Annotated in this window: 30 protein-coding genes; 20 read left to right on the forward strand and 10 right to left on the reverse strand. The window is 67.9% G+C overall.

Annotated features, from left to right (window positions below):
• Positions 1 to 21 precede the first annotated feature (21 nt).
• Complete coding sequence (locus VFE83_RS11090; protein ID WP_324906057.1) at positions 22 to 639, forward strand: GIY-YIG nuclease family protein; 618 nt, start codon at positions 22 to 24, stop codon at positions 637 to 639.
• 6 nt (positions 640 to 645) lie between these two features.
• On the opposite strand, the gene VFE83_RS11095 is transcribed toward VFE83_RS11090, so the two are convergent.
• Entirely contained in the window at positions 646 to 987 is a 342-nt protein-coding gene (locus VFE83_RS11095) for a cupin domain-containing protein (RefSeq protein ID WP_324906059.1), read from the reverse strand.
• 6 nt (positions 988 to 993) lie between these two features.
• Positions 994 to 1,266 (reverse strand): GlsB/YeaQ/YmgE family stress response membrane protein, encoded by a 273-nt coding sequence (locus VFE83_RS11100; RefSeq protein WP_324906061.1) that lies wholly within the window; start codon positions 1,264 to 1,266, stop codon positions 994 to 996.
• A gap of 136 nt (positions 1,267 to 1,402) precedes the next feature.
• On the opposite strand from VFE83_RS11100, the gene VFE83_RS11105 reads away from it, so the two are divergent.
• The 3 genes from VFE83_RS11105 (at position 1,403) to VFE83_RS11115 (ending at position 5,383) form a co-directional block, all read left to right on the forward strand.
• Positions 1,403 to 1,864, forward strand: coding sequence for an MgtC/SapB family protein (locus VFE83_RS11105; protein WP_324906063.1), 462 nt, complete (start codon positions 1,403 to 1,405; stop codon positions 1,862 to 1,864).
• Between the two features lie 237 nt (positions 1,865 to 2,101).
• The gene (locus VFE83_RS11110; RefSeq protein WP_324906065.1) at positions 2,102 to 3,781 is read left to right on the forward strand and encodes an ABC1 kinase family protein; all 1,680 of its coding nucleotides are present in this window, start codon (positions 2,102 to 2,104) and stop codon (positions 3,779 to 3,781) included.
• A 9-nt stretch (positions 3,782 to 3,790) separates the two neighbouring features.
• A complete protein-coding gene (locus tag VFE83_RS11115) occupies positions 3,791 to 5,383 on the forward strand; it encodes an alpha-amylase family protein (protein WP_324906067.1) in 1,593 nt (530 codons plus the stop codon).
• Here VFE83_RS11115 and VFE83_RS11120 read toward each other — a convergent pair.
• The gene (locus VFE83_RS11120) at positions 5,380 to 6,348 is read right to left on the reverse strand and encodes a TIGR03885 family FMN-dependent LLM class oxidoreductase (protein ID WP_324906069.1); all 969 of its coding nucleotides are present in this window, start codon (positions 6,346 to 6,348) and stop codon (positions 5,380 to 5,382) included. The two genes, VFE83_RS11115 and VFE83_RS11120, sit on opposite strands and share 4 nt — an antisense overlap.
• A 149-nt stretch (positions 6,349 to 6,497) precedes the next feature.
• Here VFE83_RS11120 and VFE83_RS11125 point away from each other — a divergent pair, with 149 nt between their 5' ends.
• From VFE83_RS11125 to VFE83_RS11150, 6 genes are all read left to right on the forward strand, one after another.
• Positions 6,498 to 6,872, forward strand: coding sequence for a sensory rhodopsin transducer (locus VFE83_RS11125; protein WP_324906071.1), 375 nt, complete (start codon positions 6,498 to 6,500; stop codon positions 6,870 to 6,872).
• A gap of 54 nt (positions 6,873 to 6,926) precedes the next feature.
• Positions 6,927 to 8,123, forward strand: a complete 1,197-nt coding sequence (locus tag VFE83_RS11130; protein WP_324906074.1) for a D-arabinono-1,4-lactone oxidase — start codon at positions 6,927 to 6,929, stop codon at positions 8,121 to 8,123.
• Entirely contained in the window at positions 8,120 to 8,506 is a 387-nt protein-coding gene (locus VFE83_RS11135) for a sensory rhodopsin transducer (protein WP_324906076.1), read from the forward strand. Before VFE83_RS11130 ends, VFE83_RS11135 begins: the two co-directional genes overlap by 4 nt.
• A gap of 100 nt (positions 8,507 to 8,606) precedes the next feature.
• Positions 8,607 to 9,020: a CBS domain-containing protein gene (locus VFE83_RS11140; RefSeq protein ID WP_324906078.1), complete on the forward strand. Its 414-nt coding sequence runs from the start codon at positions 8,607 to 8,609 to the stop codon at positions 9,018 to 9,020.
• A gap of 177 nt (positions 9,021 to 9,197) precedes the next feature.
• Positions 9,198 to 9,875 (forward strand): DUF4142 domain-containing protein, encoded by a 678-nt coding sequence (locus VFE83_RS11145; RefSeq protein ID WP_324906080.1) that lies wholly within the window; start codon positions 9,198 to 9,200, stop codon positions 9,873 to 9,875.
• A gap of 21 nt (positions 9,876 to 9,896) precedes the next feature.
• On the forward strand, positions 9,897 to 10,166 hold the full coding sequence (locus VFE83_RS11150; RefSeq protein ID WP_324906082.1) for a hypothetical protein: 270 nt from the start codon (positions 9,897 to 9,899) through the stop codon (positions 10,164 to 10,166).
• 37 nt (positions 10,167 to 10,203) lie between these two features.
• Here VFE83_RS11150 and VFE83_RS11155 read toward each other — a convergent pair whose 3' ends face one another.
• Entirely contained in the window at positions 10,204 to 10,602 is a 399-nt protein-coding gene (locus VFE83_RS11155; protein WP_324906084.1) for a hypothetical protein, read from the reverse strand.
• Positions 10,603 to 10,647: 45 nt separating this feature from the next.
• On the opposite strand from VFE83_RS11155, the gene VFE83_RS11160 reads away from it, so the two are divergent.
• Positions 10,648 to 11,943 carry an SDR family oxidoreductase gene (locus VFE83_RS11160; protein ID WP_324906086.1) on the forward strand — a complete coding sequence of 432 codons (1,296 nt, stop codon included), beginning with the start codon at positions 10,648 to 10,650 and terminating at the stop codon, positions 11,941 to 11,943.
• A complete protein-coding gene (locus tag VFE83_RS11165; protein WP_324906088.1) occupies positions 11,943 to 12,416 on the forward strand; it encodes a DUF2269 domain-containing protein in 474 nt (157 codons plus the stop codon). Before VFE83_RS11160 ends, VFE83_RS11165 begins: the two co-directional genes overlap by 1 nt.
• Here VFE83_RS11165 and VFE83_RS11170 read toward each other — a convergent pair.
• Complete coding sequence (locus VFE83_RS11170; RefSeq protein WP_324906090.1) at positions 12,380 to 12,736, reverse strand: hypothetical protein; 357 nt, start codon at positions 12,734 to 12,736, stop codon at positions 12,380 to 12,382. The genes VFE83_RS11165 and VFE83_RS11170 overlap by 37 nt on opposite strands.
• Positions 12,737 to 13,079: 343 nt before the next feature.
• Here VFE83_RS11170 and VFE83_RS11175 point away from each other — a divergent pair, with 343 nt between their 5' ends.
• From VFE83_RS11175 to VFE83_RS11185, 3 genes are read left to right on the forward strand one after another with little or no spacing between them, the layout of a single operon-like run.
• Positions 13,080 to 14,405 carry a sigma-54 dependent transcriptional regulator gene (locus tag VFE83_RS11175; RefSeq protein ID WP_324906092.1) on the forward strand — a complete coding sequence of 442 codons (1,326 nt, stop codon included), beginning with the start codon at positions 13,080 to 13,082 and terminating at the stop codon, positions 14,403 to 14,405.
• Positions 14,402 to 14,629: a hypothetical protein gene (locus VFE83_RS11180; RefSeq protein ID WP_324906094.1), complete on the forward strand. Its 228-nt coding sequence runs from the start codon at positions 14,402 to 14,404 to the stop codon at positions 14,627 to 14,629. Before VFE83_RS11175 ends, VFE83_RS11180 begins: the two co-directional genes overlap by 4 nt.
• 1 nt (position 14,630) lies before the next feature.
• A complete protein-coding gene (locus tag VFE83_RS11185) occupies positions 14,631 to 16,484 on the forward strand; it encodes a PAS domain-containing hybrid sensor histidine kinase/response regulator (protein WP_324906096.1) in 1,854 nt (617 codons plus the stop codon).
• Here the strand turns inward: VFE83_RS11185 and VFE83_RS11190 are convergent.
• The gene (locus VFE83_RS11190; RefSeq protein WP_324906098.1) at positions 16,481 to 17,884 is read right to left on the reverse strand and encodes a BON domain-containing protein; all 1,404 of its coding nucleotides are present in this window, start codon (positions 17,882 to 17,884) and stop codon (positions 16,481 to 16,483) included. The two genes, VFE83_RS11185 and VFE83_RS11190, sit on opposite strands and share 4 nt — an antisense overlap.
• Positions 17,885 to 17,993: 109 nt before the next feature.
• Positions 17,994 to 18,854 (reverse strand): SDR family oxidoreductase, encoded by an 861-nt coding sequence (locus VFE83_RS11195; protein WP_324906100.1) that lies wholly within the window; start codon positions 18,852 to 18,854, stop codon positions 17,994 to 17,996.
• Between the two features lie 225 nt (positions 18,855 to 19,079).
• On the opposite strand from VFE83_RS11195, the gene VFE83_RS11200 reads away from it, so the two are divergent.
• The 3 genes from VFE83_RS11200 to VFE83_RS11210 all read left to right on the forward strand — a co-directional run bounded on the left by VFE83_RS11200 (position 19,080) and on the right by VFE83_RS11210 (position 21,225).
• A complete protein-coding gene (locus VFE83_RS11200; RefSeq protein ID WP_324906102.1) occupies positions 19,080 to 19,370 on the forward strand; it encodes a hypothetical protein in 291 nt (96 codons plus the stop codon).
• Positions 19,367 to 19,900, forward strand: coding sequence for an RES family NAD+ phosphorylase (locus VFE83_RS11205; protein ID WP_324906104.1), 534 nt, complete (start codon positions 19,367 to 19,369; stop codon positions 19,898 to 19,900). The genes VFE83_RS11200 and VFE83_RS11205 overlap by 4 nt, the downstream gene beginning before the upstream one ends.
• A 146-nt stretch (positions 19,901 to 20,046) precedes the next feature.
• Positions 20,047 to 21,225 carry a zinc-dependent alcohol dehydrogenase gene (locus VFE83_RS11210; protein ID WP_324906106.1) on the forward strand — a complete coding sequence of 393 codons (1,179 nt, stop codon included), beginning with the start codon at positions 20,047 to 20,049 and terminating at the stop codon, positions 21,223 to 21,225.
• Here VFE83_RS11210 and VFE83_RS11215 read toward each other — a convergent pair.
• Together VFE83_RS11215 and VFE83_RS11220 are read right to left on the reverse strand one after the other, a co-directional pair.
• Entirely contained in the window at positions 21,222 to 23,027 is a 1,806-nt protein-coding gene (locus VFE83_RS11215) for a transmembrane repetitive protein (RefSeq protein WP_324906108.1), read from the reverse strand. The two genes, VFE83_RS11210 and VFE83_RS11215, sit on opposite strands and share 4 nt — an antisense overlap.
• An 18-nt stretch (positions 23,028 to 23,045) precedes the next feature.
• The gene (locus VFE83_RS11220; protein WP_324906110.1) at positions 23,046 to 23,642 is read right to left on the reverse strand and encodes an NfuA family Fe-S biogenesis protein; all 597 of its coding nucleotides are present in this window, start codon (positions 23,640 to 23,642) and stop codon (positions 23,046 to 23,048) included.
• 107 nt (positions 23,643 to 23,749) lie between these two features.
• On the opposite strand from VFE83_RS11220, the gene VFE83_RS11225 reads away from it, so the two are divergent.
• Both VFE83_RS11225 and VFE83_RS11230 read left to right on the forward strand, forming a co-directional pair.
• Positions 23,750 to 24,091: a 4a-hydroxytetrahydrobiopterin dehydratase gene (locus VFE83_RS11225; RefSeq protein WP_324906111.1), complete on the forward strand. Its 342-nt coding sequence runs from the start codon at positions 23,750 to 23,752 to the stop codon at positions 24,089 to 24,091.
• A gap of 30 nt (positions 24,092 to 24,121) precedes the next feature.
• Complete coding sequence (locus VFE83_RS11230) at positions 24,122 to 24,547, forward strand: energy transducer TonB (protein ID WP_324906113.1); 426 nt, start codon at positions 24,122 to 24,124, stop codon at positions 24,545 to 24,547.
• A 178-nt stretch (positions 24,548 to 24,725) separates the two neighbouring features.
• Here VFE83_RS11230 and VFE83_RS11235 read toward each other — a convergent pair whose 3' ends face one another.
• Positions 24,726 to 25,712 (reverse strand): RluA family pseudouridine synthase, encoded by a 987-nt coding sequence (locus VFE83_RS11235; RefSeq protein ID WP_324906115.1) that lies wholly within the window; start codon positions 25,710 to 25,712, stop codon positions 24,726 to 24,728.
• Positions 25,713 to 25,727 lie beyond the last annotated feature (15 nt).

Genomic DNA, 25,727 nt, shown 5'->3' on the forward strand with positions numbered 1-25,727 from the left:
CCGATGCGGGAAGATGCGCGCATGCCGTTCATGCGAACGTCCGAGCCGCAACGCCACGGCCCCAGCGAGGGTGCGTGCTACCTGTACGTGCTTCCGTGCGCGTACGAGGACCTGCTCAAGCTCGGCTTCTCGCGCGATCCGCTGTCGCGCATGCGCGCATTGCAGCCGCGCTGGTTCGAATTCTTCGATCTCGACCGGGCCATGCTGGTGGACACCGAGACCGTGCGCGATGCGCGCCGGCTGGAACTCGAGCTGCGCCATCGCCTGCTCGCGCACTCCGCGGTCGCGCCGCTGACCGTGCGGCGTGAGGCCGCCGGACACACCGAGTGGTACCGAGGAGCCTATCCGCTACTTCAGGACGAAGTGCAGCGGCTCGCCGCCTTGGGCCACAGCGTGCACGTGCCGTTGCGGCCCTGGGTGCGCGAGCGGCTCTCGCGCGAGGCCGAAGGACTGTTTGCCTGGGCGAGCGCGTGGCTCGACAGCCTGGAAGGCGAACCCGCGCATCTGGACCAGCCTGCACTGGCGTCGCAACGCGCACGCCTGCTGAACGTCCTGGACGCGTTTGGTTCAGTGGGAATAGATGTGCGCGGGCAACTGCCCGCCGCGCTGGCGGACTGGTATGTCCGCCAGCGCATTTGAACCGGCTCAGCCCTTGCCTGCCGGCAGTTCTTCCTCGTCCTGGTCGTATGCCGGTGGCGAGTAGAAGTTCACGGTCTTGAGCAGTGTGCGGCCGGTGTTGCGGATCTCATGGCGCTCGCCGCGCTCGATCACCATCAGACTGCCCGCGGCCAGCGTTTGACGCTGGCCTTCGACGATGGCCACACCGGAGCCAGACACCACGTACAGCCATTGGTCGGCACCGCGATGGCGGTTGTCGGGACCGCCCTCGCTGCCACCCGGCGGGATCACCATCTCCGCGGCCTGCACCTTGCGCACGCCGAAGGCGACACGGAATCCCTTGCCGAAGCGGAACCGCTTGTGCCGCATGCGGCGTCAGCGCGCCCTGCCGCGTGTGAACAGGTTCACGATGGCGAGCAACACGACGGCACCCACGAGCGACAGCAGCAATCCGCTGATGCTGAAGTTGCCGTCGTTGATGTCGCCGCCGCCGATGCCGAGCACGCTGCCCAGCCAGCCGCCGATGAAGGCGCCGATGATGCCGACGACGATGTTGAGGATGATGCCCTGCTGCGCGTCGCGACGCATGATGAGGCTGGCCAGCCAGCCGACGATGCCGCCCACGATCAACCAGATGATGATGCCCATGACTTCGTCTCTCCTCTCCGGGGTCTACAGCGTGGCCGGATGGTAGGAAGCACCTCGTGATGCGCGCGTGTGTGATCGCCACGTCGTCGTAACGCCGTGTATACACCAGCTCGACCACCGTGACCGGATGGACTGGATGGACCAGTTGCTGGTGCTGCGCGACGCCGCCATCGCGATGGCGCTGGGCGGGGTCATCGGCTTCGAGCGCGAACTGAAGAATCGTCCGGCGGGCTTCCGCACGCACATGCTGGTGGCCGGCGCCGCGGCGCTGCTGATCGGCGTCGGCCAGCTGGTGGTGGACGACCCGCGCCTGCATGGCAGCGGCGGCAACCGGCTGACCATCGACCCGCTGCGCCTGGTCGAGGCGGTGGTGGCCGGCGTCGCCTTCATCGGTGCCGGCACCATCTTCGGGCGACGCGGCTCGGAAGTGGTGGTGGGCATCACCACGGCCGCCGCGATCCTGATGGTCGCGGTGATCGGCGTGATGGTGGGCTTTCGCTATCACCTGCTGGCCGGAGCCAGCACCGCGCTGACGCTGGTCGTGCTGACCGTCATCGCATGGGCCGAGAAGCGCATGTCGCTCAACCAGGGCAAGTAGCCGTGCACGGAAGCGCTCCAGCGACATGCGACGCGGCCGGCGCGCGGGGCTCACGGAACGTTAGCGCCTGATTCCTATGCTGGATGCGTCATGCGTGCGCATCCGTGCACGAGTTGCCTCGCGGCGCGTGAACCCCAGCCTTCGCAAACCCGAGAACACCGAGACCGCCGAACGGAACATGGCAATCGACATCAGATACATCCCGGCTGACGTAAGGCTTCGCGTCCAGGTGCGACGATGAGCGCGCAGGTGCAGAGCCTCGCGCGCACGGGACGGATCCTGCGGTTCCTGATGCGCTACCGCAGCACGGGCGTGTTCACTGGCCTGGACCTGCGTTCGTCCGCGGCGCCGGTCGGCGATGTCGAGGTCGTGGACAACCGTCCCGAGCAGTTCGTCAGCGATCTGGAATCGCTGGGCCCGACCTTCATCAAGCTCGGGCAGGCGCTTTCGACACGTCCCGACCTGGTGCCACCGGCCTACCAGGCCGCACTGGCGCGTACCCGCAGCCACGCCACGCCGGTGGAGTGGGACGCTATCCGCACCCAGGTCGAAACCGCGCTGGAGCAGCCCATCGACCAGGCCTTCGCATGGTTCGACCGTGCGCCGCTGGGCGCGGCGTCGCTGGCACAGGTGCATCGCGCGCGCCTGCACGACGGCCGCTCCGTCGCGGTGAAGGTGCAGCGCCCGGGCGTCGGCGAAGAAGTGCGGCAGGACCTGGCCGTGCTGGATTCCATCGCAACTGGTGTGGACCACACGACCGGGCTGGGTCAGCGCGTGCGGTTCTCGGACTGGGTGCACGAGTTCCGCAAGGCCCTCACTGGCGAGTTGGACTACTGCCTGGAAGCGGCCAACCTGGAGCGTTTCGCCGAACATCTGTCTTCGTATCCCGATCTGGTCATCCCCCGCCCCGTGTGGCCGATGACGCGCCCGCGCCTGCTGGTGATGGACCTGATCGCCGGGGATCCGCTCGACGGCAACGTGCGCCTGCGCATGCCGCCGGAATCGGCCGAACGCCTGTGCGAATCGCTGCTGCGCGGTTACCTGGACCAGATGTTCGTGCACGGCGAAATCCACGCCGACCCGCATCCGGGCAACCTGCTCATCACCGATGACGGACGCCTGGCCATCATCGACCTGGGCATGGTGGTGCACGTGCCGCCGCGGCAGCGCACGCGCCTGCTCAAGCTGATGTTCTCGGCCGTGGAAGGCCGCGGTGACGACGCCGCGGACGAAGTGATCGCGCTGGGCACGCGGCTGGAGAACTTCGACGAGGAGCGTTACCTGCGTGAGTCCGGTCAGCTCATCGCGCGTTATGCGGCCCATGCCGGCCGGCAGGATCATTCCGAAGGCCGCCTGATGCTGGAGCTCACCCGCATCGGTGCGATCTGCGGACTGCGCACGCCGCCGGAACTGAGCCTGCTGGGCCGCACGCTGCTGCATCTGGAAGGCGTGTGCCGGATGCTGGCGCCGATGCTCAACGTGCAGCGCGTGATCGAAGACCACATGCCCAGGATCATCGCCGCGCAGATGCGCCGCTCGACCTCGATGCAGGCGCTGGCGGTGGAAGCGGTGGAACTGCAGGGGCTGGTGCTGGACGCGCCGCGCAAGATCTCCTCGGTGCTTTCGCTGCTGGCCGAGAACCGCATGCAGGTGCGCATCACCGGCCTGCAGGAATCGCGCCTGATGGAGAACCTGCAGAAGATCGCCAACCGCATCGCCGCCGGCGTGGTGGTGGCGGCGCTGATCCTGGCCTCGGCAATGCTCCTGCGTGGTTCCGGCGACGGTGCGAACCGGTATGAATGGCTGGCGCTGGTGCTGTTCCTGGTCGCCACCGCACTGGGCCTGGGGCTGGTGTTCAGCGCATTGCTGCGCGATCGCAAGGCCAAGCCGCGCGAAGAGCGCGGCCCGCGCACGTGACGACGCCGCATGCGGGATGACGCCGTTGTCTACCAGATCGATCCGTCCCTGTTCTTCGACGCCGACGGCGACGGCTGGGGCGATCTGAAGGGAGTCGCGCAACGACTGGATCACGTGCGCGAACTTGGTGCCGACACGATCTGGCTGCTGCCCTTCTATGCCTCGCCCCGGCGCGACGCCGGCTACGACGTCACCGATCACCTCACCGTCGATCCGCGCCTGGGCACGCTGGAGGACTTCACCGCGCTGATGCGCGGCGCGCGCGAACTGGACATCGACGTGCTCGTCGAACTGGTGATGCAGCACACGTCCGACCAGCACCCGTGGTTCCAGGATGCGCGCCGCCATCGCGATTCGCCGTTCCGCGACTACTACCTGTGGGCCGATGAGCCGCCGGACGACGGCAAGGAACCGATCTTTCCAACGGTGGAGGACGGTGTGTGGACCTGGGACGAACAGGCCGGCCAGTACTACCGCCATCTGTTCTACCGGCACGAACCCGACCTCAACCTCGCCAACGACGGAGTGAGGCGCGAGCTGTTCCGCATCATGGATTTCTGGCTGCAGCTTGGCGTGCGCGGCTTCCGCGTGGATGCGGTGCCGTACATGATCGAGGAGGCTTGCCGCGCCGATCCGCGCGATCGCGGTTTCTGGCTGCTGGAGCAGATGCGCCAACACACGCGGCGACATGGCCCACATGTGCCGCTGATGGGCGAAGCCGACGTGCCGGTGGAGGATTACTCCGACTACCTGGGCGACGGCGATCGCCTGACCCACGTGCTGGATTTCTGGACCAACAACCATTTCTTCCATGCACTGGCCACGCACGAGGCCAAGCCGCTGCGGTGGGCGCTGGACCGTTACGACCCCGACATGCCGGGAGCGAATCGCGCCGTCTGGCTGCGCAACCACGACGAACTGGACCTGGAGCGCCTGTCGCCCGACGCACGCGCGCAGGTGATGCGAGCGTTCGCCCCAAGCCCGCACATGCAGGAATACGGTCGCGGCATCCGCCGTCGCATGGCGCCGATGCTGGGCGGCGACCTGCGCCGCAATGCCATGGCGCATGCCTTGTTCCTGTCGCTGCCGGGCGTGCCGGTGCTGCGTTACGGCGGCGAGATCGGCATGGGCGACGACCTGTCGCGCCCGGAGCGCTGGTCGGTGCGCACGCCAATGCAATGGGACGATTCCGCGCATGGCGGGTTTTCGACCGCGCCGCTGGAGCAGCTCGTCGCACGTCCCATCGACCAAGGCTTCTACGGCTACCGCCGCATCAACGTGCAGGCCCAGCGGCGCGATCCGCAGTCGCTGTTCTGCCGCGTGCAGCGCATGATCGCGGCCACGCGCACCGCCCCGGGCATGGGCACCCACTGTGTGCCGCTGGCGGTCGACCACGATGCGGTGTTCGCCATGCGCCATCGGGTGAAGGCGGGCCAGGTGCTGACCGCGGTGAATCTGGCTCCGCAGCGCGTGTCTTTCTCCCTGCCCGACCTCGATGGCGACGCGCGGGAGATCCTGAGCGACGGCGACTACGCATCCACCGACGCCGGTCGCGTGGTGCTGGAGCCGTACGGCTATCGATGGTTCCGCTACGGCGCCTAGGCGGACTTTCGAAAGGCCGGCAGCACGTCGCGCGCGAAGGCATCGACGAACTCGCGCTGCGATCGGTTGACGTTGTGCAGGTACAGGCGCTCGAAGCCCATGTCGACGTACTCGCGTAGCCAGCGCACGTGCTGTGTAAGGTCCGAAGACACGTGCACGGCCTTGGCGACGTCGTCCTCGGACACCTGCCCGGCAAGCGCTTCATAGGCCTGCGGCGTGCTCACGTCCTGGGACAGCTCTGCCGGCAGGACATTGGTGCGCCACTGCTCGCAGGCGCCGCGCAGTGCATCCTCCTCGCGCGCGGCGTACGACAGCTTCACCTGCAGGTACATCGGTTTGCCTTCGCCGCCGTTGCGGCGGAATGCCTCGACGATGGGCTGCAGCTTCTCCTTCGGCTGGCTGATCGTGATCAGTCCGTCCGCCCATCCAGCTCCCCACGCCGCGGTTTCCGGCGACAGCGCGGGCACGATCACCAATGGCGGCGATTCCGGGCGGGTGAACAATCGCGCGGAATCCACGACGAACGCGCCGCGGTGGTTCACCGTTTCGCCGCGCCATAGCGAACGCATCACCTCCACGGCCTCGCACAGGCGGCGATTGCGTTCGTCCTTGCCGGGCCAGTGGCCGCCGACGATGCGGTCGTTGAGCGCCTCGCCGCTACCGGCCGACACCCAGAAGCGCCCGGGAAACATCACCGCCAGCGTGGCGGCCGCCTGCGCGATGATCGCCGGGTGATACCGCCCCACTGGCGCGGTCACCACGCCGTAAGACCACGACGTGCTGGCCAATGCCGCCCCCAGCCAGCTCCACGCAAAGCCGCTCTGGCCCTGCGCATGGCTCCACGGATGGAAGTGGTCCGAGCACATGCCGCAGTCGAAGCCCGCCTGCTCGGCGTGCTGCACGAGCTGCAGCAGCTCGTCGGGCGGAAACTGCTCGTGCGATGCGTGGTAACCGATGTTGACCATGTGCTCTGACCAGGTGTGCCGACACACGGTCGGCCGCGCAGCGTGTGTGATGTTCGCGTGTGATGTTCCAGACTACTCGCGAGGCGTGAACACGACGACACAACGCAACGATGACGCGACGTATGCATCGCGCGTGTTAATCAGGCCGCATGGACACCATCGGACGCACGCGCTGGGCCATCGCCGAGGGCTACATCCCGGGATGGAGCAACGGCCCGGAACCGGAACTGGAAAGCCACGAGACCTGCTGCATCCTCAATGCCGGCGACAAGCCCGCGCAGGTCCGGATCCACATCTACTACGAGGACCGCGATCCGGTCGGGCCGTATACGTTGTCGGTCCCGGCGAAGCGAACGCGGCATCTGCGTTTCAACGAGCTCAAGGATCCCGAGTCGATCCCGAAGGAAACGCCCTTCGCCAGCGTGATCGAGTCGGACGTGCCCATCGTGGTACAGCACACCCGCCTGGATTCGCGGCAGGCGGAGAACGCACTGATGAGCACCATCGCCTTCGCACAGGACTGAAGTCCGCATGCCGGCGCATGCGGCGCAGCGTCGGCGGCGGCGCTGAATCCATCCATGGCACGCACCTGGCGCAACTGGTCCGGCAGCGTGGTGAGCCGCCCGCGCAGGTGGCTGAAGCCGCCGTCGGAGGAACGACTGCAGGAACAGCTGGCTTCGGCGACGGCCGAGGACTGGCCGGTGCGCGTGGTCGGCGCGGGGCATTCCTCCAGCGGCGTGGTCGAAGTGCCGGGCACGCTGATCTCGCTGGAGCAGCTTCGTGGTGTGCTGTCGGTGGATGCGCAACGTCGGCAGGCGACCGTGTATGCGGGCACGCAGCTGCATGAACTGGGCCGCGAGTTGTACGACCACGACCTGACCCTGCCCAATTTCGGCGACGTCGCCACGCAGACCATCGGCGGCGCGATTGGAACCGGCACGCATGGTACCGGCAAACGCCTGCCGAACCTTTCGCAACTGATGGTGAAGGCATGGGTGGTCACGACCGATGGTGCGATGCGCGAGATCGACGCGGGCGAGCCCGATGCGCTGCGTGCACTGCAGGTCTCGATGGGTACGCTGGGCATCATCACGCGCATGACGTTGCAGTTGCAGCCCTATTTCGACGCCGAGCGTCGCGAATACGCCACGCGCACCGATGACGCGCTCGGACACTGCGCGCAACTCATGGAGGACAACCGCAGCTTCGATTTCTACTGGTACCCGCGCCGTGACGACGTCAAGCTGCGCCTGGTCAACGCAGCAGGCGGCGGCACGGCACGACTGTCCTACGGGCGCCAGGTGGAGCACCGCGCCGGCCATCCTTTCGAGGTCATCCCCACGCACACCGGCATTCCGCATCACTTCGAGGAATGCGAGTACGCGCTGCCGATCCAGAACGGGCTGGCCTGCTTTGCGCAGGTGCGCCAGCGCATCCTCAAACGCTGGCGCCATCTGGTCGGCTGGCGCGTGCTGGTGCGCACGGTGGCTGGCGACGATGCCTGGCTCAGTCCACACCATGGGCGCGACAGCATGACCATCTCGCTGCACCAGAACAGCACCCTGCCCTGGCGCGACTTCTTCGAAGACATCGAGCCGGTGTTCCAGGCGTTCGGTGGCCGCCCGCACTGGGGAAAGAAGCATTCGATGACGGCCGCGACACTGGCGCCGCGCTACCCGCAGTGGAACCGGTTCGCAAAGCTCCGCCGCGCCTTCGATCCGACCGGCGTGTTCATGAGTCCCGCGATGCGCGTGCTGCTGGGAGACGACGCGTGAATGCCTCGTCCACTTCGATGGGCAAGCGACGCTGGGCGGTCGCCGCGGGGCAGGTTCCGGTGGGTTCCAGCGGCCCCGAGCCCGCATTCACCAGCCGTGACCAGTTCTCCATCCTCAACACGGGCGAAGACAGCGCGCACGTGCGTGTGGAGGTGTTCTATGCGCACCGTCCGTCGGTCGGACCGTTCCGGGTCACGGTGGCACCGCGTCGCGTGCGCCTGTTGCGGGTCAACGACCTGATCTTCCCGGAAGCAATCCGCCTGGGCGAAGCGATCGGCCTGGTGTTCACCAGCGACGTGCCGGTGGTCGTGCAGTACGGCCGCTGCGACACACGCGCCCGGGCCAACGCCGGGTTCATGCCGATGGGCTGGAGCGCGCACTGATTCGCGCGCCCGTTCACATGGCATGTGCGGCTGCTTCACGCGCACTCAATTTGCGCTGTGCAATCGTCGCTCGTCCCCCGACGAATTCAGGAGCAACGCAATGAAAGTGGCCGAGATCATGACCACGGACGTCTTCCTGACGGCACCGACGCGCACCATCCGCGAAGCGGCGGAAACCATGCAGCGCATGGACGTGGGCAGCCTTCCGGTCGGCGACGGCGATCGCCTGGTCGGCATGGTCACCGATCGCGACATCGCCATCCGCGCCGTCGCGCGCGGCATGGGTGCGGAGACGCCGGTGCGCGAGGTGATGACGCAGGACATCCGCTACTGCTACGAGGATGAGGACGTCGACAGCGTCGCGCGCAACATGGCCGATCTGGAAGTGCGCCGCCTGCCGGTGGTGAACCGCGACAAGCGCCTGGTCGGCTTCGTGTCCCTCGCCGATTTCGCCCATTGCGGCGACGAGGAATCGTCCGAGGAACTGCTCAAGGGCGTCGCCAAGCCGCATTGACGACGCGGGTTCCCCTACCGCGGCCAGCGCCACGACCGCGGTCTTTCGCATGTCCCGACCGCACATGACGTTCGCGCCATGTGTGCGCGCGAAGCTGCATTTCTTCACGGCCACCGCGACGGGCTCGACCTAGATTCGCAACAACCGTCGCGATGAACCCCAACGAGGTAACGATCCATGACCCACGCAAAACTCTGCCTGGCCGCGGCCATCGCCGCCGCCGTGATGATCACCGGCTGCCGCCGTGAACCCGACGACACGCCGGACACCAACGATCGCGCCAATGCGGCCGCACCGGCGACCGATACCGCCGCAGGCAACACCGGCGCGGGCACGCCTGCTTCCGACACCAGCACGGCCGCGGATGCGGCCCCCGCCACCACGGCCGCGTCGCCGGGCATGGTCGCGCCGGGCGAAGCGCTGACGCTGGTCGCCGCGGTGGACGAGCATGAAATCGCCGCCGCGCAGCAGGCCAAGCGGAAGGAGGTCAAGGGCGCGGTGCTCGAGTACGCCAACCTGCTGGAGCGCGAGCACAGCGCGAACCTGCAGGCCGGCAAGGCGCTGTCCACCGGCACCAACGCCATCCCGGCGGCCACCAGCAGCATGGAAGCCGACGCGATGCGCGAGAAGGGCCGCACGGAGCTGTCCACGCTGGACCAGAAGTCCGGCACGGACTACGAGAAGGCCTGGCTGGACGCGATGGTGAAAGGCCACACCGAAGCGCTGACGATGCTGGAGGAACGGTTGATTCCGGCCGCACAGGACGAGCGCCTGCGCAGCTTCCTCAACAACAGCCGCGATCACGTGGCGATGCACCTGGAGCGCGGCAAGGAGCTCCAGTCGCAGAACCGCTGATGACCGGAGAACCGGCGCCGCATGCCCCGCAAGCAACGGCACTCGTTCCTCTACCGGAACGGGCTGACGATCGCCTTCCCCGCGTTGATGGCCGTGTCGCCCGGGGGCCACCTGCTCGCGGGGTGGCATCTGCCCTTCGAGGAGCAGCTCCGGCTTGCCACGCCGGAGCCCTCCTCGCGGAGCGGGTTTCTGTCCGTCGTCACGCTGCGCCTGCTCTCCATCCATCTGCAGGGGAAGGATTCGCCGCAACCGAAGAACGCGCAGGCGCGTCGTTCGGACACGGGGGCATGACGTGCGAACGATCTCCTGCTTCGCCAAGCAACGCCGCTCAGCGGCGCCGCATCACCCTGGCCGCGACGTACAGGCCCAGTCCGAACGCGGCATAGGTAGCGAACATCTGCCGCCCGGACAGATGGCGTTCGAATCCCGGCGTCAGGCGACGCGGCACGACGTGGTAATCCACGACGTAGGCCACGGTGGTGACGCCGGCCGCGGTTGCGGAAGGCCGCGTGCGTGGACGCAGTTCGCGCCAGTACTCGTGGAAGACCGCCCAGAACAGCGAGCTGGCATGGTGAATCACGTAGCCCACGGCGGTATGTCGAAGGTCCGGCCGGTGCGCGCGCTTGGCCCGCTCGCCCCACAACCAGTGGCTGGTGGCGTTGGTGCCCGCCGCGCCGAAACCCGTCTGCCGACGCGCCGCGACGGAGACCACGCAGGTGGATAGCACGCTCGCCAAGGTTGCCGAAGCCAGCGCACGGAGCAGCACGCGGCCATGACGAACCGGACCTCGCTGCGCGTGATGGTGACGGGCGCGACCGGACTGATCGGTGCGGCGATAACCGATGCGCTGATCCGTCGCGGGCATGACGTCGTCCCCGCCGTCCGTGAACCGGTGCGCGCTGCGCGGCGCTGGCCCGGCCGACGCGCGGTCGCCGTGGACTTCGCGACCGACGTCCACGCCGCCGACTGGATCCCGCGACTGGTCGGCTGCGATGCGGTGGTGAATGCGGCGGGGATCTTCCGGGAGCATGGTGGCAGTACGTTCCATGCGGTCCACGAGGCCGCACCCAAGGCGTTGTTCGAAGCGTGCATGGCCTCGCGTGTAGGACGCGTCGTGCAGATCTCCGCGCTCGGCGCCGACGCGCGCGCGGAAAGCGCCTTCCACCTCAGCAAGCGCGCGGCGGACCAGGCATTGCTGTCGATGCCGCTGGATGCCTGCGTGGTGCGGCCGTCATTGGTGTTCTCCCCCGATGGTGCCAGCACGCGCAGCTTCCTGGCGCTGGCCAGCCTGCCGTGGATGCCCCTGCCCGGCGGCGGCGAGCAGCGCGTGCAGCCGCTGCACCTGGACGATCTGGTCGAGGCGGTGGTGGCGCTGGTCGAAGCGCAACGCGTGCCGCGCACACTGGATGCGGTCGGCCCGGCCGCGATGAGCCTGCGCGGTTATCTGTCCACCCTGCGTGCGCAACTCGAATTGCCGCCATCGCGTGTCGTCGGTCTTCCGATCGGATGGATGCAGGCCGGCGCGCGCCTGCTCCAACGCGGTCGCCGACAGGGCTTCGCCACCGATGCGCTGCGCATGCTGGCCCGCGGCAACATCGGCAGCGCCGCCGCGATCACCGACGTGCTCGGGCATCCGCCGCGCGACGCCGCGCATTTCATCGCGCCGGGCCAGGCACAACCATTGCTCATGCAGGCGCGCCTGCGCTGGCTGCTGCCGGTGCTGCGCCTGTCGATCGCCGTGGTGTGGCTGGGCTCGGGCCTGGTGTCGATGGGCCTGTATCCGATCGCCGACAGCCTGGCCATGCTGGAACGCGTCGGGCTGGAGTCGGTGCTCGCGCGCGGCGCGTTGTATACGGCGGCTGCGCTGGACCTGGCACTGGGATTGTCGATGCTGCGGCCGCCACCGCGCTGGCTGCTGAAGCTGCAGGCGGCGGTGATCATCGGCTACACGGCGATCCTCACCGTGGCGTTGCCGGAGTTCTGGCTGCACCCGTTCGCACCGCTGCTGAAGAACCTGCCGATCCTGGCGGGACTGTGGATCCTGCACGAATTCCGGGAGCGCGAGTGATGGAGTACTTCGTCGTCAAATGGCTGCACATCCTGTCGTCGACGCTGCTGTTCGGCACCGGCATCGGCACGGCGTTCTACCTGTTCTTCATCAGCCGCAGCGACGACGTACGCACCATCGCGGCCGTCGCGCGGCTGGTGGTGATCGCGGACTGGTGCTTCACCGCCACCAGCATCGTGGTGCAGCCGGTGACCGGGTTCTATCTAGCACGGCTGATGGGCATCCCCCTGGATGCGCCGTGGCTGGCGTGGTCGATCGGATTGTTCGCGGTTGCGGCAGCGTGCTGGCTGCCAGTGGTGTGGCTGCAGATGCGCATGCGCGACATCGCAGTGGCCGCCGCACGAGCGGGTGAACCATTGCCGCCGTCGTACCGGCGAAACTTCCGGGCATGGACCGCGCTGGGCTTCCCTGCCCTGTTCTCGTTGCTTGCGGTGTTCTACCTGATGGTCGCGAAGCCGAACCTGGGTTCCTGATCGTAGCGACGCGCGTTGTGGCGTTCGGCCAGGCGCGTCCATGCGGCCAGCGCTACCGGCAATGCTTCGGTCCAGTCCAGGCGCGAGGTGCCGCGCACGCGTGCGTAACTCAGTTGCAGGTTGTCGGCCATGCTGTCGAAGTCCTGGCCGTGCCCGCGCAGGTACGCGTCGAGTCCCAGCTTGAGTGCAGGCAGGTAATCGTCGCTGCGGAAACCCGGTACGTAGTTGCGGTAGTGGCGCATCCAGTGCGCGATCTCGTCGTCCATGTTCACCGCCTCGACCACCGTCGAGTGTTCGCCATAGAACAGATTCGCGTTCATCTTCTCCTCCGTAAGCCAAGACCAAAGACCGGTAGACGGCACCGGCACCTGCCATCCGTCGCAGTGCGACTCCCGGGATTCCCCTGTGTGAGACAAGCAGACGCAAGTGGCGTGCCATGGTTCGGCCTGCATGCCGCGCTGGCGCGCGTCGCGATGGAAAAACCTGCAACAGCAGCGATGTATGCGGCGGGCTCTTCCGGAAACCGGTAGCCAAAGCGTGGGAATTCCGTGAAAACGGGCAACAAACGGGAGGAAGATGTTTCCTTTACAAATGAACGTTCTTCAAAGCGTCTTCACTGCGCTGGACCTAGGCTGGGTTCCCGCAACCGCAAGGGGACAGGCAGTGCCAGCGTCCTTGTTGATCGTCGACGACGATCGCGATTTCACCGAGTCCGCGGCCGACTTCGCCCGCTGCCGTGGATTCCAGCCGTACGTCGCGCATTCGCTCGAACAGTCCCGTCAGTTCAGCCATCTGCCGCCGCTGGATCTGTTGCTGCTGGACCTGGAGCTGCCCGACGGCAACGGCCTGGACCTGCTCGACGATCCCGCCGTGCCCGAGCACGACCATGCGGTCATCGTCACCGGGCAACCGTCGGTCGAGTCCGCCATCCAGGCGGTGTCCAAGCCGGTGTTCGATTACCTGCTCAAGCCGCTGTGTCCCAGCCAGTTCGAGGCGTTGCTGACGCAGGCTGCCGCTGCGCATTCGCATGGGCAGATCATCACCGCACGCCACGGCATGATCGGCGCCAGCGATCCCATGGTGCGCGTGTACCAGGACATCGAGCGCGTGGCACCATCACCCGCATCGGTGCTGATCGTCGGCGAGAGCGGCACCGGCAAGGAGCTGGTCGCGCGCGCCATCCACGACCGCAGCGGCCGGCGCGGTCCGTTCGTCGCAGTCAATGCCGGCGCAGTGTCGCCGGAGCTGCTGGCCAGCCACCTCTTCGGCCACGAGCGCGGCAGCTTCACCGGTGCCAACACGCGGCACACGGGTTATTTCGAACAGGCCAACGGCGGCACGCTGTTCCTCGACGAGATCACCGAAATGCCGCTGCCGTTGCAGGTGTACCTGCTGCGCGTGCTGGAATCGGGCAGCGTGACCCGCGTGGGCGGAACCGAATCCATCGCCATCGACGTGCGCATCGTCGCGGCGACCAATCGCGATCCGCAGCTGGCACTGGAAGCAGGCACACTGCGCGAAGACCTGTTCTATCGCCTGGCCGACTACCCGATCGCACTGCCTCCGCTGCGCGAGCGCGGCAGCGACATCAAGCTGCTGGCTCAGCATTTCCTCGATCTGCTCAATCTCCGCCACGGCACGGCCAAGCGATTCGCGGACGACACCGAGCGCATGCTGGCGCGCCATGCGTGGCCCGGCAACGTGCGCGAGCTGCGCAGCGCGGTGCAGCGCGCGTACCTCAACAGCGACGGCGCCACCGTCCGCGTGTGGCCCGCGCAGCGGCGCCTGCGTACGCCGGTGGAAGACCCGGGCGCCATCGTGTTCGAGGTCGGCATGACCTACGCCGAGATCGAGCGCGAGATGCTCGCCCGCACGCTGGCGCACTTCGACAACGATCGCACCCGCACCGCCCAGGCCCTGGGCGTCAGCGTGCGCACCATCCACAACCAGCTGGCCCGCCTGCGTCGCGCCAAGGACGCGACCGAGTGACGGACACGCAGATCCACGATCTCCCCGTGCAGGACGTCGCCGCGCGCCAGTGGCGCCACAGCGTCCGCAACGAGCTCAACGTCATCACCATGGCCGTGTCCGCTGCACGCAGCCTGATCGATCACGGTTACAGCGTGGAGCGCGCGCGCGAACACCTCGTGCGAGCCGAGGCTGCCTGCATGCGCTGCCACGAGCTGGTCAAGGACTGGCCGGACCGGAGCTGACATGCGCCCCCTCCGCGGCGCCAGATGGTGGAGGGACCTGGCAGTGGCCGCACTGGCCGGAGGACTGGCATCGCTGGCCTACGGCGTGCCCTCCCCGCGGATGTCGATGACAGCCGGCTACATCGCCGTGCTGCTGTGCACGCTGGCACTAGGCCGGCGCGGCGGCTGGCTGACCGTCGCCACGGTGCTGGCATGCACGTTCGCCTGGACCAGCGGATCGATCAGCCTGACGGAAATGCTGCTGTTCGCCGCGGTCGCATTACCCATCGTCATGCTGGCAAACGTCACGCACCAGCGACTGTCGGAAGGCATGATCGCCGGCGATTTCTTCCGGCGCTTCCAGCAAGACCGCGAACAGCGCGCACTGCTCGATCACCTGCCCAAGATGGTGTGGATCGCGGAGGGCGACGGCACCACGCGCTATCACAACCGCTACTGGCACGAGTACAGCGGCCTGTCCGGCGGGCGCGACTGGCTCAACCTCGTGCATCCCGACGATGCGGACCGCACGCGCAAGGCATGGACCGAGGCGATGCAGGCCGCGCGGCCGCTCAAGCTGGAAACCCGCCTGCGCCGCGCGGATGGCGAATACCGCTGGCACCTGGTCAACGGTGTGCCGATCCTGGGCGTGGATGGTCGCGTGCAGTGCTGGTACGGCGGTACCACCGACATCGAGGACCAGCGTCGCGCGGTCGAGACGCTGGAGCAGGCCAACCAGCGCGTGAGCCGCTTTCTCGCCGTGCTCAGCCATGAGCTGCGCAATCCCATGGCCGGCATGAGCAGCGCCTGCGAGGTCCTGGGCCGGGGTGACGCCGACGAGACCCAGCGCATGCAGGCGCTGGTGCTGCTGCAGCGGCAGAACCTGCACCTGCGGCGCATCGTCGACGACCTGCTGGACATCTCCCGCGTCACCCAGGGCAAGATCGAACTGCGCCGCGGACCGGTGGAACTGACCTCGCTTGCCGACGAGGTGCATCACGACAACCTGCCGTTCGCACGCGCGCACGGCGTGGTGCTCGAACCGCCGGTGCACGACGGCCCGTGCCATGTCGATGGCGACCGCGCGCGGCTGCGTCAGGTGATGGACAACCTGCTTTCCAACGCCATCAAGGCCTGCGGCCCCAACCAGCACGTCGCGATCCACGTACACGGCAATGAAGCCGGCGAGGCCGTGATCACCGTCCGCGACGAAGGCCAGGGTCTCACGCCGGAGTTCATGGGGCGCATGTTCGAACCGTTCGTGCAGTCCGCGACCTGGCAGTCGCGTGGCCTGGGGCTGGGCCTGAGCATCGTCAAGCACATCGCCGAACTCCACGGCGGTCGCGTCACCGCCTACAGCGATGGACCTGGCTACGGCGCCAGCTTCAGCCTGCACCTGCCGCTGCTGGACAAGCACGAAGCGCCTGCCCCGGCGACCGAGGTCGGGCGTCCGGGCCGCGCCATCAGCGCGGCGCGACTGCTGCTGGTGGAGGACGAGGTGGACAACGCACGCACGTTGCAGACGCTGCTCGCGCTGGAAGGACACGAGGTGGAAATCGCCCCGGACGCGGAGACGGCGCTGCGACTGTGTCGCGAGCGGCGCTTCGACGTGGTGATCTGCGATCTCGAACTGAAGGACGGACCTTCCGGATACGAGGTCGCGCGCGTGCTGGCCATCGAAAGCACGCCACCCTACCTCATCGCCTACAGCGGTTACGGCCAGCAGCTCGACAACGAGCGCACGCGGCAGGCGGGTTTCCAGCGGCACCTGGTCAAGCCGGCCACGTTGGTGGAATTGCTGTCGGCCATAGAGGAAGGCCTGCGGCAGCACCGCAGGCCTTCCCATGCCGGTCCCAGTCCAACCGTCACGACTTAGTGCTGGGACGAGGCACCCTGGTTGTCGCCCCCGCTGCGGGTGGACGACGAAGTGGAACTGCTGCTCCCGGTCGTACCAGTCGTACCGGTGGTGCCGCTGGTACCGGAGGCCGAGCTCTGGCGTGAGGACGTGCGTCCCTGCGCGCTGGTGCCGGTGTTTTCGCTCGAGCGCTCACTGCCCATGCGCGAGGACGACGACTGCACCTGGATGCGGTTGTCGACCTGCTTGACGCCACTGCTGGCATCGGCCAGGTCTTCCGCACGGTGCTTCATCCAGCGCTCGGACACCGTGCCTTCCAGCGTGATCACACCATTGACGCAGCGCACGGTGATCTCCGACGCGTCGAGATAATCGTCCTCGGTAAGCCGCTCGTTGATGTCCTCCAGCAGGCGTTCGTCCGAACGCGTGTACGACTTGGGCCCCATGCCGCGATAGCTTCGGCCCGAACTGCCGTAGTCGCTGCTGCCGTAACCGCTCATGCCCTGCCCCGAGCTGCCGCCATAGCCGCTGGAGCCGTAGCTGCTGCCATAGGCGCGTTCGTCGGCATAACCGGAGGACAGGCCATAGCCTTCGCCATAGCCGCGCTGCCACTGGCGTCCGCCGCTCTGGCGACCGGCCTCGCCACCCTCATAGCCGCGATAGTCGCGACCGCTGCCATAGCCGTGGCTGCCGAAGCTGCGTTCGCCTTGGCCGTAGGCCTGCGTGCCGGAACCGCGAAGGTTGCTGTAGTCCTCGCCGCCGTATTCGCGGCCCTGTCCGTATTGCTGTGAGCCGTGCTGCTGCGAGCCGTAAGCGCCGCCCTGCATGCCGCCACGTGAGCCATAGCCCTGCTGCGAACCGTAGCCCTGCGAGCCGTAACTCTGTGAGCCATAGCCCTGCGAGCCGCCGCCCTGCGAGCCATAGCCACGCTGCGCGCCGTAGCTCTCGGTGCCATAGCTCTGGCCGCCGAAGCCCTGGCTGCCGTAGCCAGGCGAGCCGTAACCGGACGATTCACCCCGCTCCTGGCCGTACTGGCCGTATTGGCTGCGGCTGTAGTCGGAACCGCGCTCGAACTCGTTGCTGCCCTGTGCACCGTAGGTGCCCTGCTCGCCCCAGCGCTGCGATTCGCGGCGGCCCTGCGACCAGTCCTGTTCATCGCGGCCGAGGTTCTGGCCGTATGTGCGACCCATGCCGCCGTAGCTGCCGCTCTCGTAATCGCCGGCATAACGACCCTGCGCGCGGCCGGAATGTTCTTCATCCCAGTCCTCGCCCGCGCCCCAGCGCCGCGGACCGTGTGTTTCGTACTCGGAGCGTGCGCCCATGCCGCGTTCGGATCCGCGCCACGCTTCGCGGCCGCTCTGATAGCCGCCACCACGGTTGCGTTGCCGTTCTTCGTACCGCCTTGAATCGCGTTCGTTCATCGCATCTCTCCTTCCAGTCAACCAAGCACGACCCGTTTCAAGGGCGCGCGCGCCAAGCCGCATCGCGTCTTGCGCGACGGCCTTCAACTCACCGGTTCCCGATCGTTCCTCAGGCACTGATATACCCTCCTCCGTTGATGTGGATGGTCTGCCCCGTGATGAACGAGGCGTCGTTGCAGGCCAGGAAGACGTACGCCGGCGCGATCTCGCGCGGCTGGCCCGCCCGTTTCATGAGCGTGTTGCTGCCGAACTTCGCGACCTTCTCCGCGTCGAAGCTGGCCGGAATCAATGGCGTCCACACCGGGCCGGGCGCGACGGCATTCACGCGGATGCCGCGATCGGCCACGGCCTGCGCGAGCGAGAAGGTGAATGCGTGGATCGCGCCCTTGGTCGCGGCGTAGTCCAGCAGCGTTTCGTGCCCGCGCACGCCGGTGACCGAACCGGTGTTGATGATGGCGCCGCCTTCGCGCAGGTACGGCAGCGCGGACTTCGCCATGAACATGTAGGCGAAGATGTTGGTGCGGAACGTGCGCTCGATCTGCTCCTCGGTCAGCTCCTCGGGTTCATCGACTTCGTGCTGCTCGGCGGCGTTGTTGACCAGGATGTCGAGCCGGCCGAAGGCGTCCATGGCCTTGCGCACCAGTTCCTGGCACGTCTCCAGCCGGCCCACGTCGCCGCGCACCAGGACGCACTGCGCGCCCTCCTTCTTCACGAGACGTTCGCAATCGCGCGCGTCCTGCTCCTCGTCCAGGTAGCCGATGACGACGCTGGCGCCTTCGCGCGCGTAATGCAGCGCGACCGCGCGGCCGATACCGCTGTCGCCACCGGTGATGATGGCGACGCGGCCGCGAAGCTTGCCGGACCCGACGTAGCTGTCGTCGATGCTGACCGGCTCGGGCACCATTTTCTTCTGGCGACCGGGCTGCTCAGGCTGCGACTGCGGCGCCTGTGGCTGTGGCGAAGAATTCATGCGTGACGGCAGGAAACTCGACAGACCCAAGACTCTCCGCAAGACGCGTGCCAGCGCTTGAGCCCGCCCAGCGCGCGACAAGCGCATTCATCACGACGAAAACTTTGCGCTGCGGAAATACTTTCCTGCTGCCGTCATGCGTGCGACGCAGCGCGTGTCCGCTCACGTGGCATGGACGTTGCGTCGTCCAGCGTGTACGCGGACGGCTGACACAAGGGAGGCGTCATGAAATCCATCCTCGCCGTGTCGCTGCTGGTGGCGCTGGCCTGCACCGCCGGCTGCGATCGCAGGCGCGCGCAACCCATCGAAGGCTCCGACACGCCCGAAACCTCCGCGTCGCAATCCGACGTGCGTGGAGAACCGACCGTGGCGCCCACGGACCAGCAGACGGTGGGTTCGTCGCAACCCGATCCATGCGCCGGCATGACCGGCGACGCGCAACGCGACTGCCAGACGGAACACATCCAGGAACGTCGCGAATCGGCCGATGCGCACGAGACACGGAATCCGCCATGACGATTGCCCACGACCGCCAGCCCGATGCCGCGGTCGGGGCGAACGACGACGCGCGTGCTGAAACGCGCAACGATGCCAAGGCCATCGCGCTGTTCCGGATCGTGGCCGCGTCGAACGCCGACCGCGCCTTTTCCGAAGCCAACGGTGACAAGGCCGGACGATGGAGCTCAGCCAGCACGCCGGTGATCTACGCCTCCTTGTCGGCCGCGTGCGCGCTGCTGGAGTTCCTCGCACATCTGGAGGGCCCGCCGGAAGAAGCGCTGCGCCTGGTCGAAGCCCGCATGCCCGCGGACGCCTTGCGCGAAGTCGGCGCACTGCCGCACGACTGGTCGCAGCATCCGTACCGGCCGCACGTGCAGGCCATTGGCGATGAGTGGGTGCGCGCCGGCAGTTCGCTGGCGCTGCGCGTGCCCAGCGCATTGTCGCCGCGTGAATGCAACGTGCTGATCAACGCGACGCATGCCGACCTGCATCTTCTGGAAACCGTAGGCCACGAACACATCCAGCTCGATCCCCGCCTGCACGAGTGAATGGCACGCGGGCGCGAAGGACTTGCCCGCGTCCGCGCACAACTTGCCGCCCACCGGCGCATTGGGTGCCGCGTCATGCGTGAGCCCGGTTGGCACATCACTTGCGGAGTCATTCCCGACTGGATCCCCCCGCGAAAGGAGCAACCATGAAAGCCCTGACCTGGAATGGCGCCTACGACGTCCGCATGGAGAACGTGCCCGACCCGACCATCGTCGATCCCGGCGACATCCTGCTGCGCGTCACGGCCACGGCGATCTGCGGCTCGGACCTGCACCTGTATCGCGGCAAGGTGCCGGGCATGAAGGACGGCGACATCCTTGGCCATGAATTCATGGGCATCGTCGAGGACGTCGGCCCGCAGGTGACGCGCGTGAAGCGCGGCGACCGCGTGGTGGTCCCCTTCACCATCTCGTGCGGCGACTGCTTCTTCTGCGGCAAGGGTCTGTATGCCGCCTGCGAAACCACCAATCCCGATCGCGGCGCGATCCTCAACAAGAAGGACCTGCGCTCCGGCGCAGGCATGTTCGGCTACACGCACCTGTACGGCGGCTACGCCGGCGGACAGGCGGAATTCGTCCGCGTGCCGCACGGCGACGTCGGCCCACTGCAGATTCCCGACAGTGCGCTGTCCGACGAACAGGTGTTGTTCCTGTCCGACATCCTGCCCACCGGCTACCAGGCCGTGCTCAATGCCGCCGTGGGCGCGGGCTCGAGCCTGGCGATCTTCGGTGCGGGACCGGTGGGCCTGATGTCCGCGGCGTGCGCGCGACTGCTCGGCGTCGAACGCATCTTCATGATCGACCATCACCAATACCGCCTCGACTTCGCACGCGATACCTACGGCGTGGAGACGATCAACTTCGACGAAGAGGAAGATCCCGCCGAACGCATCGTCGCGGCGACCGGAAACCGTGGCGTCGATGCCTCGATCGAGGCGGTGGGTTTCGAAGCCAAGGGCAGCAAGCTCGAAACGGTGATGACCAACCTCAAGCTCGAAGGCTCCAGCGGCAAGGCGTTGCGCCAGTCGATCGCGGCCACGCGACGCGGCGGAACGGTCAGCGTGCCGGGCGTGTACGCCGGCTTCATCCACGGCTTCCTGTTCGGCGATGCGTTCGACAAGGGCCTGACCTTCCGCATGGGCCAGACGCACGTGCAGCAGTTCATGCCGGCGCTGCTGGACCACATCTCGCGCGGCGAACTCAATCCCGACGTCATCATCAGCCATCGCATGCCGCTGACGGACGCGGTGCGCGGCTACGAGATCTTCGAGAAAAAGCAGGAAGACTGCCGCAAGGTGGTGCTGGTGCCAGGCATGGCGGCCTAGCCGCCGGCCGGCTTCACGCTGCCGTTGTCTTCCTGCAGTCCGGGCTTGAACGGAATGTCCGGCGGCGGGCGCGCGCCCGCCGGCTGGTCGTTGAGGTTCGGATCGCTCAGGCCACAGCCGCCACCCAGTGCCAGCAGCGAAACCACGCACTCGATGCGCTTGCTGGTTCCCGGGATCGGGATCGCGACCTTCTGCACGCCCTTGCGCACCCACTCCGCGAGCAGGGTTTCGTGCGGCACCCAGTACTTGTCGAACGTCGTCGGTTCGAAATCGTTCGGCTTGCGCTTGAGCCACGTGCCGGCGCGGTCGAGGTCCCGGATTTCCTCCGTGATCGTGCCCGGCGGCTGGCCGGGCGATGCCGAACCCGAAGGCTCAGGCACGCGCACGCTGCCGTCGCTGTTGTACAGCCCCGGCGTCAGCCCACGCTGCCCGCCGGGTCGATTGCGGGTGGACTCGCCCCAGTCGTCGCCGCGCGTCGGCGTGGACCAGGTGCCCGACGTTGGCGTCGGCTGCGGTCCCGCACCCGCGGTGGCCGGACGCGTACCGGCGCCGGACGTGCCCGGCGCCTGTGCGCTGGGCGCGGGCGTACCCGTGGTGCTCGCCGCGGAGGGCGCCGTTCCTGTCGGAGCCGTACCGGCCGGAGAAGGGGTTGCAGACGTTGTCGCCGCGGGCGCCTGGGCCGCAGTCGAAGTCGCCGGGGTCGCGGGCGCAGGCGCTGCGGCGGCGGCCGCCGTGCCCGGCACCGGCGGCGTCGGGATCTCGCGCGTGCGTACTTCCGGCGTGGTCGAGCGCACCTGCGGCACGGGCGTTGTCGGCACCGGCAGTTCGCGCACGGGCACGCGCTGCACGGGAGCCGGAACATCGCGCACGGTCACTTCACGCGGACGCTGTTCGATCGTCGGCGCAGCGATCTCGGCCGGCGGAATGTCGCGGCGGATCGGCTGCACCGGTTCGGTCACGTCGGTCACACGCACCTGCGGCGTCTGCGAGCTCAGTTCCGGTGCGGCAAGCGTGGGTTGCGGCGGCTGTCGACGCGTGGGCGGCAGCACGAAGACGGTCGGCTCGCTCGGTGCAGGTTCACTCACCGTCACCGGCTGCTCCACCGGTGGCGTCGGCTGCGGCGGAATCTGCGGCTCGGGCACTTCGCGCTGCGCGATTTCCGGAATCGGCGCATCGACGCTCGGTGCAGGGGGTGCCGGCGGCGCGGACATGACCGGCGCAGGTGCCGTCGGCTGAGGCGCCGCGGCGGCCTCGGCGGCGGGTTGCGGCGTGGCGGCAGCTTGCGGCGCTGCAGGCTGCGCTTCGGCCGGCTGATCACTCGGCTCCTGCGCGCCGCCGCCCGGTTCCTCTGGCGTGCCGCGACCGATGTATTCCACCATCACCACCTGCTCGCCCTGCGGCGCCGCGGTGAGCTGCATGAAGCGCAGGTACATCAGGTACAGCAGCATCGCCGCGAAGAACACATGCCACAGCACGGTGAACGTCACCGCGAACCAGTGCATGCGGCGATCGTGGCGATCGCGCGGCTCGTTGCCGTGCCACTCCTGGCGCCACAGCGTGCCGAACGCCTGCCAGCGCGTGAGTTCGGCCAGGCGTGCCGGGCGCATCGTCAACGGTCGCTGCAGGAAAACCGCGACCATCGCGTCGGCGGTCGCGCCGCGAACCGCGCCGGCGCGTGCGCGCATGGCGTCGAACCACGCCTGCCAGCCCGGCGGGAACTCACCCGGCGGGCGACGCTTGTGCGGCGAAATGAGCTGCAGCCTTCGCTGCAGGGCGTGGATCAGATCGGCGGCGGAGAACATCTCGTCGCCGGCTTCCGGTCAGGCTGCCGTGTCGCGGCGGATGTAAGGTGCCTCGCCGGTCGCGTGATCGGTGGCATCGCGCACCGCGGTCACGCCGGGCACCTTGCTCATCAGGGTCTTCTCGATGCCCTGCTTCAGCGTCACGTCGGCCATACCGCAGCCGTGGCAGCCGCCACCGAACCGCAGCAGCACGACGCCGTCGGCCGTCACTTCCTGCACCGAGACATGGCCACGATGCGAAGCCAGCTGCGGGTTGATCTCGTGCTCGACGATCCAGTGCACGCGCTCCACCAGCGATGCCGAATCGGCCGGCGCCTCGCCCTTGATCCTCGGTGCGCGGATCTGCAGCTGGCCGCCAGTGGACTGGGTTTCGTAGTCGATCTCCGCGCCGTCCAAAAACTTCACGCTGGCCGCATCGAGCCACATCGTGAAGCCCTCGCAATCCACTGCCCACTCGTCGCCGTGCAGATCGCCGGGCTCGGCGAACTCCAGGCGCACGTCGGCACGCGGCGTACCGGCGTGGACCGCGCTCAGCCGCACGCCCAGCCCCGGCAGGGCCTCGCGCTCGATGAGCTTGCGGAAGTGGCGCTGGGCGGATTCGGAAATATTGATCATGGGGCTATTCTAGCGGGGTAAGCGCAGCCCGATGGCGCGCCTTCCCTCCACGACCGCCGACGCAGCGTTCCATTCAGTCGGCGTATGCCCGCAAGGAGCTTCCCGCCGTGAACGACCTCATTCCCCTCGCCCAGGCCCATTGCCTTGCCCGACGCGGCAGCGAGCACCGGCTCAGCGAGGCGCGCGTTCGCGAGCTGCTGCCGCAGGTGCCGGGCTGGGAGGTGGTCGAGGAAGGCCATGCCATCACCCGCACGTTCCATTTCAAGGACTACTACGAAACCATGGCCTTCGTGAACGCGCTGGCGTACGTAGCGCATCGCGAGGACCATCACCCCGACCTGGGCGTGCATTACAACCGCTGCGTCGTGCGTTATTCGACCCACGACGTGGGCGGCCTGAGCGAGAACGACTTCATCTGTGCCGCCAAGGCCGACGCCCTGACGCCCTGATACGACCTGTCCGACAGCGAGGCCGTCCGCATGAGCATCCAACGCCGCACCCGCATCGTCCTGCCTGCGCTCGCCGTATTCGCGCTGTCGGCCTGCCAGCCGCAGCAGCCACCTGCGCCGGCGGTTCCCACCACCGAACTGCTGGCCGTGGACACGCCGCCGCCGGGCTATCCGGAAGAGCTGGCCTGCGACAACGTCGGCGGTCAGGTAGTGCTGGCGATGACGGTGGGCACGGATGGACGCCCCAGCGCGGTCGAGGTGCTGCACGGCAGCGGCGTCGCCGCGCTCGACAAGGCGGCATTGGAGGGCGTGCGCCAATGGCGCTTCAAGCCGGCCACGCGCGGCGGCCAGCCGCAGAGCAGCAAGCTGCAGGTGCCGGTCAACTTCCGTCCGCCGCAGGTGCGGCCGCAGTCGTGCTACGTGCTCGACGAGCAGCGGCGGCGCAGCGGCGGTTGATGGCGCGGGGCATTTTTGCTCGTCATTCCCACGTAGGCGGGAATCCATCTTTCAGGTGCGGCAAGCCGGCCTCGGCCGTGACACGTCGGCCTCTTGGATCCCCGCCTGCGCGGGGATGACGCCTAAGCAGCAAGTCGCGAGCTCCTGCGGCATTCGCGTCATAGGGAACCGCGAGGCCCTACTTCAGCCGATCCAGCACGTCGATAAGTTCGGGCGCCAGCGGCGCATTGAGCAGGTACGGCGCCTTGCCGCCGTCGAGCGCGAACTCCAGCGTCGAAGCGTGCAGGAACAGCCGCTTCAGCCCCGCCTGCTCGCGCAGCCGCTTGTTGACCTCGGGATCGCCGTACTTGTCGTCGCCCGCGACCGGATGACCGATGTGCTGCGCATGCACGCGGATCTGGTGCGTGCGGCCGGTCTCGATGCGGACTTCGCAGTACGACTGCCCGCCCCTGCGCTCAAGCACCTTGAAATGGCTCAGCGAGGGCTTGCCGGCCGGATTGACCTGCACGTGGCGCTCGCCGCCCTGGCGCAGGCCGATGTGCAGCGGGGCGTCGACCGTCATCACGCCATCGGGCATGCGGCCGGCCAGCAGCGCCAGGTAGCGCTTGGAGATGCCACCCTCTTCACGCATCAACGCCTGCAGTTCGGTCAGGGCGGACCGCTTCTTGGCCACCACCAGCAGGCCGGAGGTGTCACGATCCAGGCGGTGCACCAGTTCCAGGGTCTGGCCGGGCCGGAGGGCGCGCAGCGACTCGATGGCGCCGTGGCTGATGCCGCTGCCGCCGTGGCTGGCCAGCCCGGACGGCTTGTTGAGTGCCAGCAGACGGGCATCCTCGAAGACGATCGCCGCTTCCAGCGCAGCCAACAGACTCTTGGGCGGCGCGGGACGTTCTCCGGCCTCAGCGAGACGAACCGGCGGGATCCGCACTTCGTCCCCGCCTTCCAGCTTGCGCTCAGCCTTGGCACGGCCGCCGTTCACCCGGACTTGGCCCGAGCGGACCAGCTTGTAGACCAGAGAGCGCGGCGCGCCCTTCAGTTGTCCCAGCAGGAAGTTGTCCAGCCGCTGCCCGGCGCGATCGTCCGGCACCCTCACGGTGCGGACCTGGCGGTCGTCGGCGGACGAAGGGGCGGCCTGGCCGGCCTTGGGTGGGGCTGAATGGGTCATCCGGCGGGGGTTATC

The organism is Lysobacter sp. (genome assembly GCF_035655815.1).
Lineage (GTDB): Bacteria > Pseudomonadota > Gammaproteobacteria > Xanthomonadales > Xanthomonadaceae > Lysobacter_J.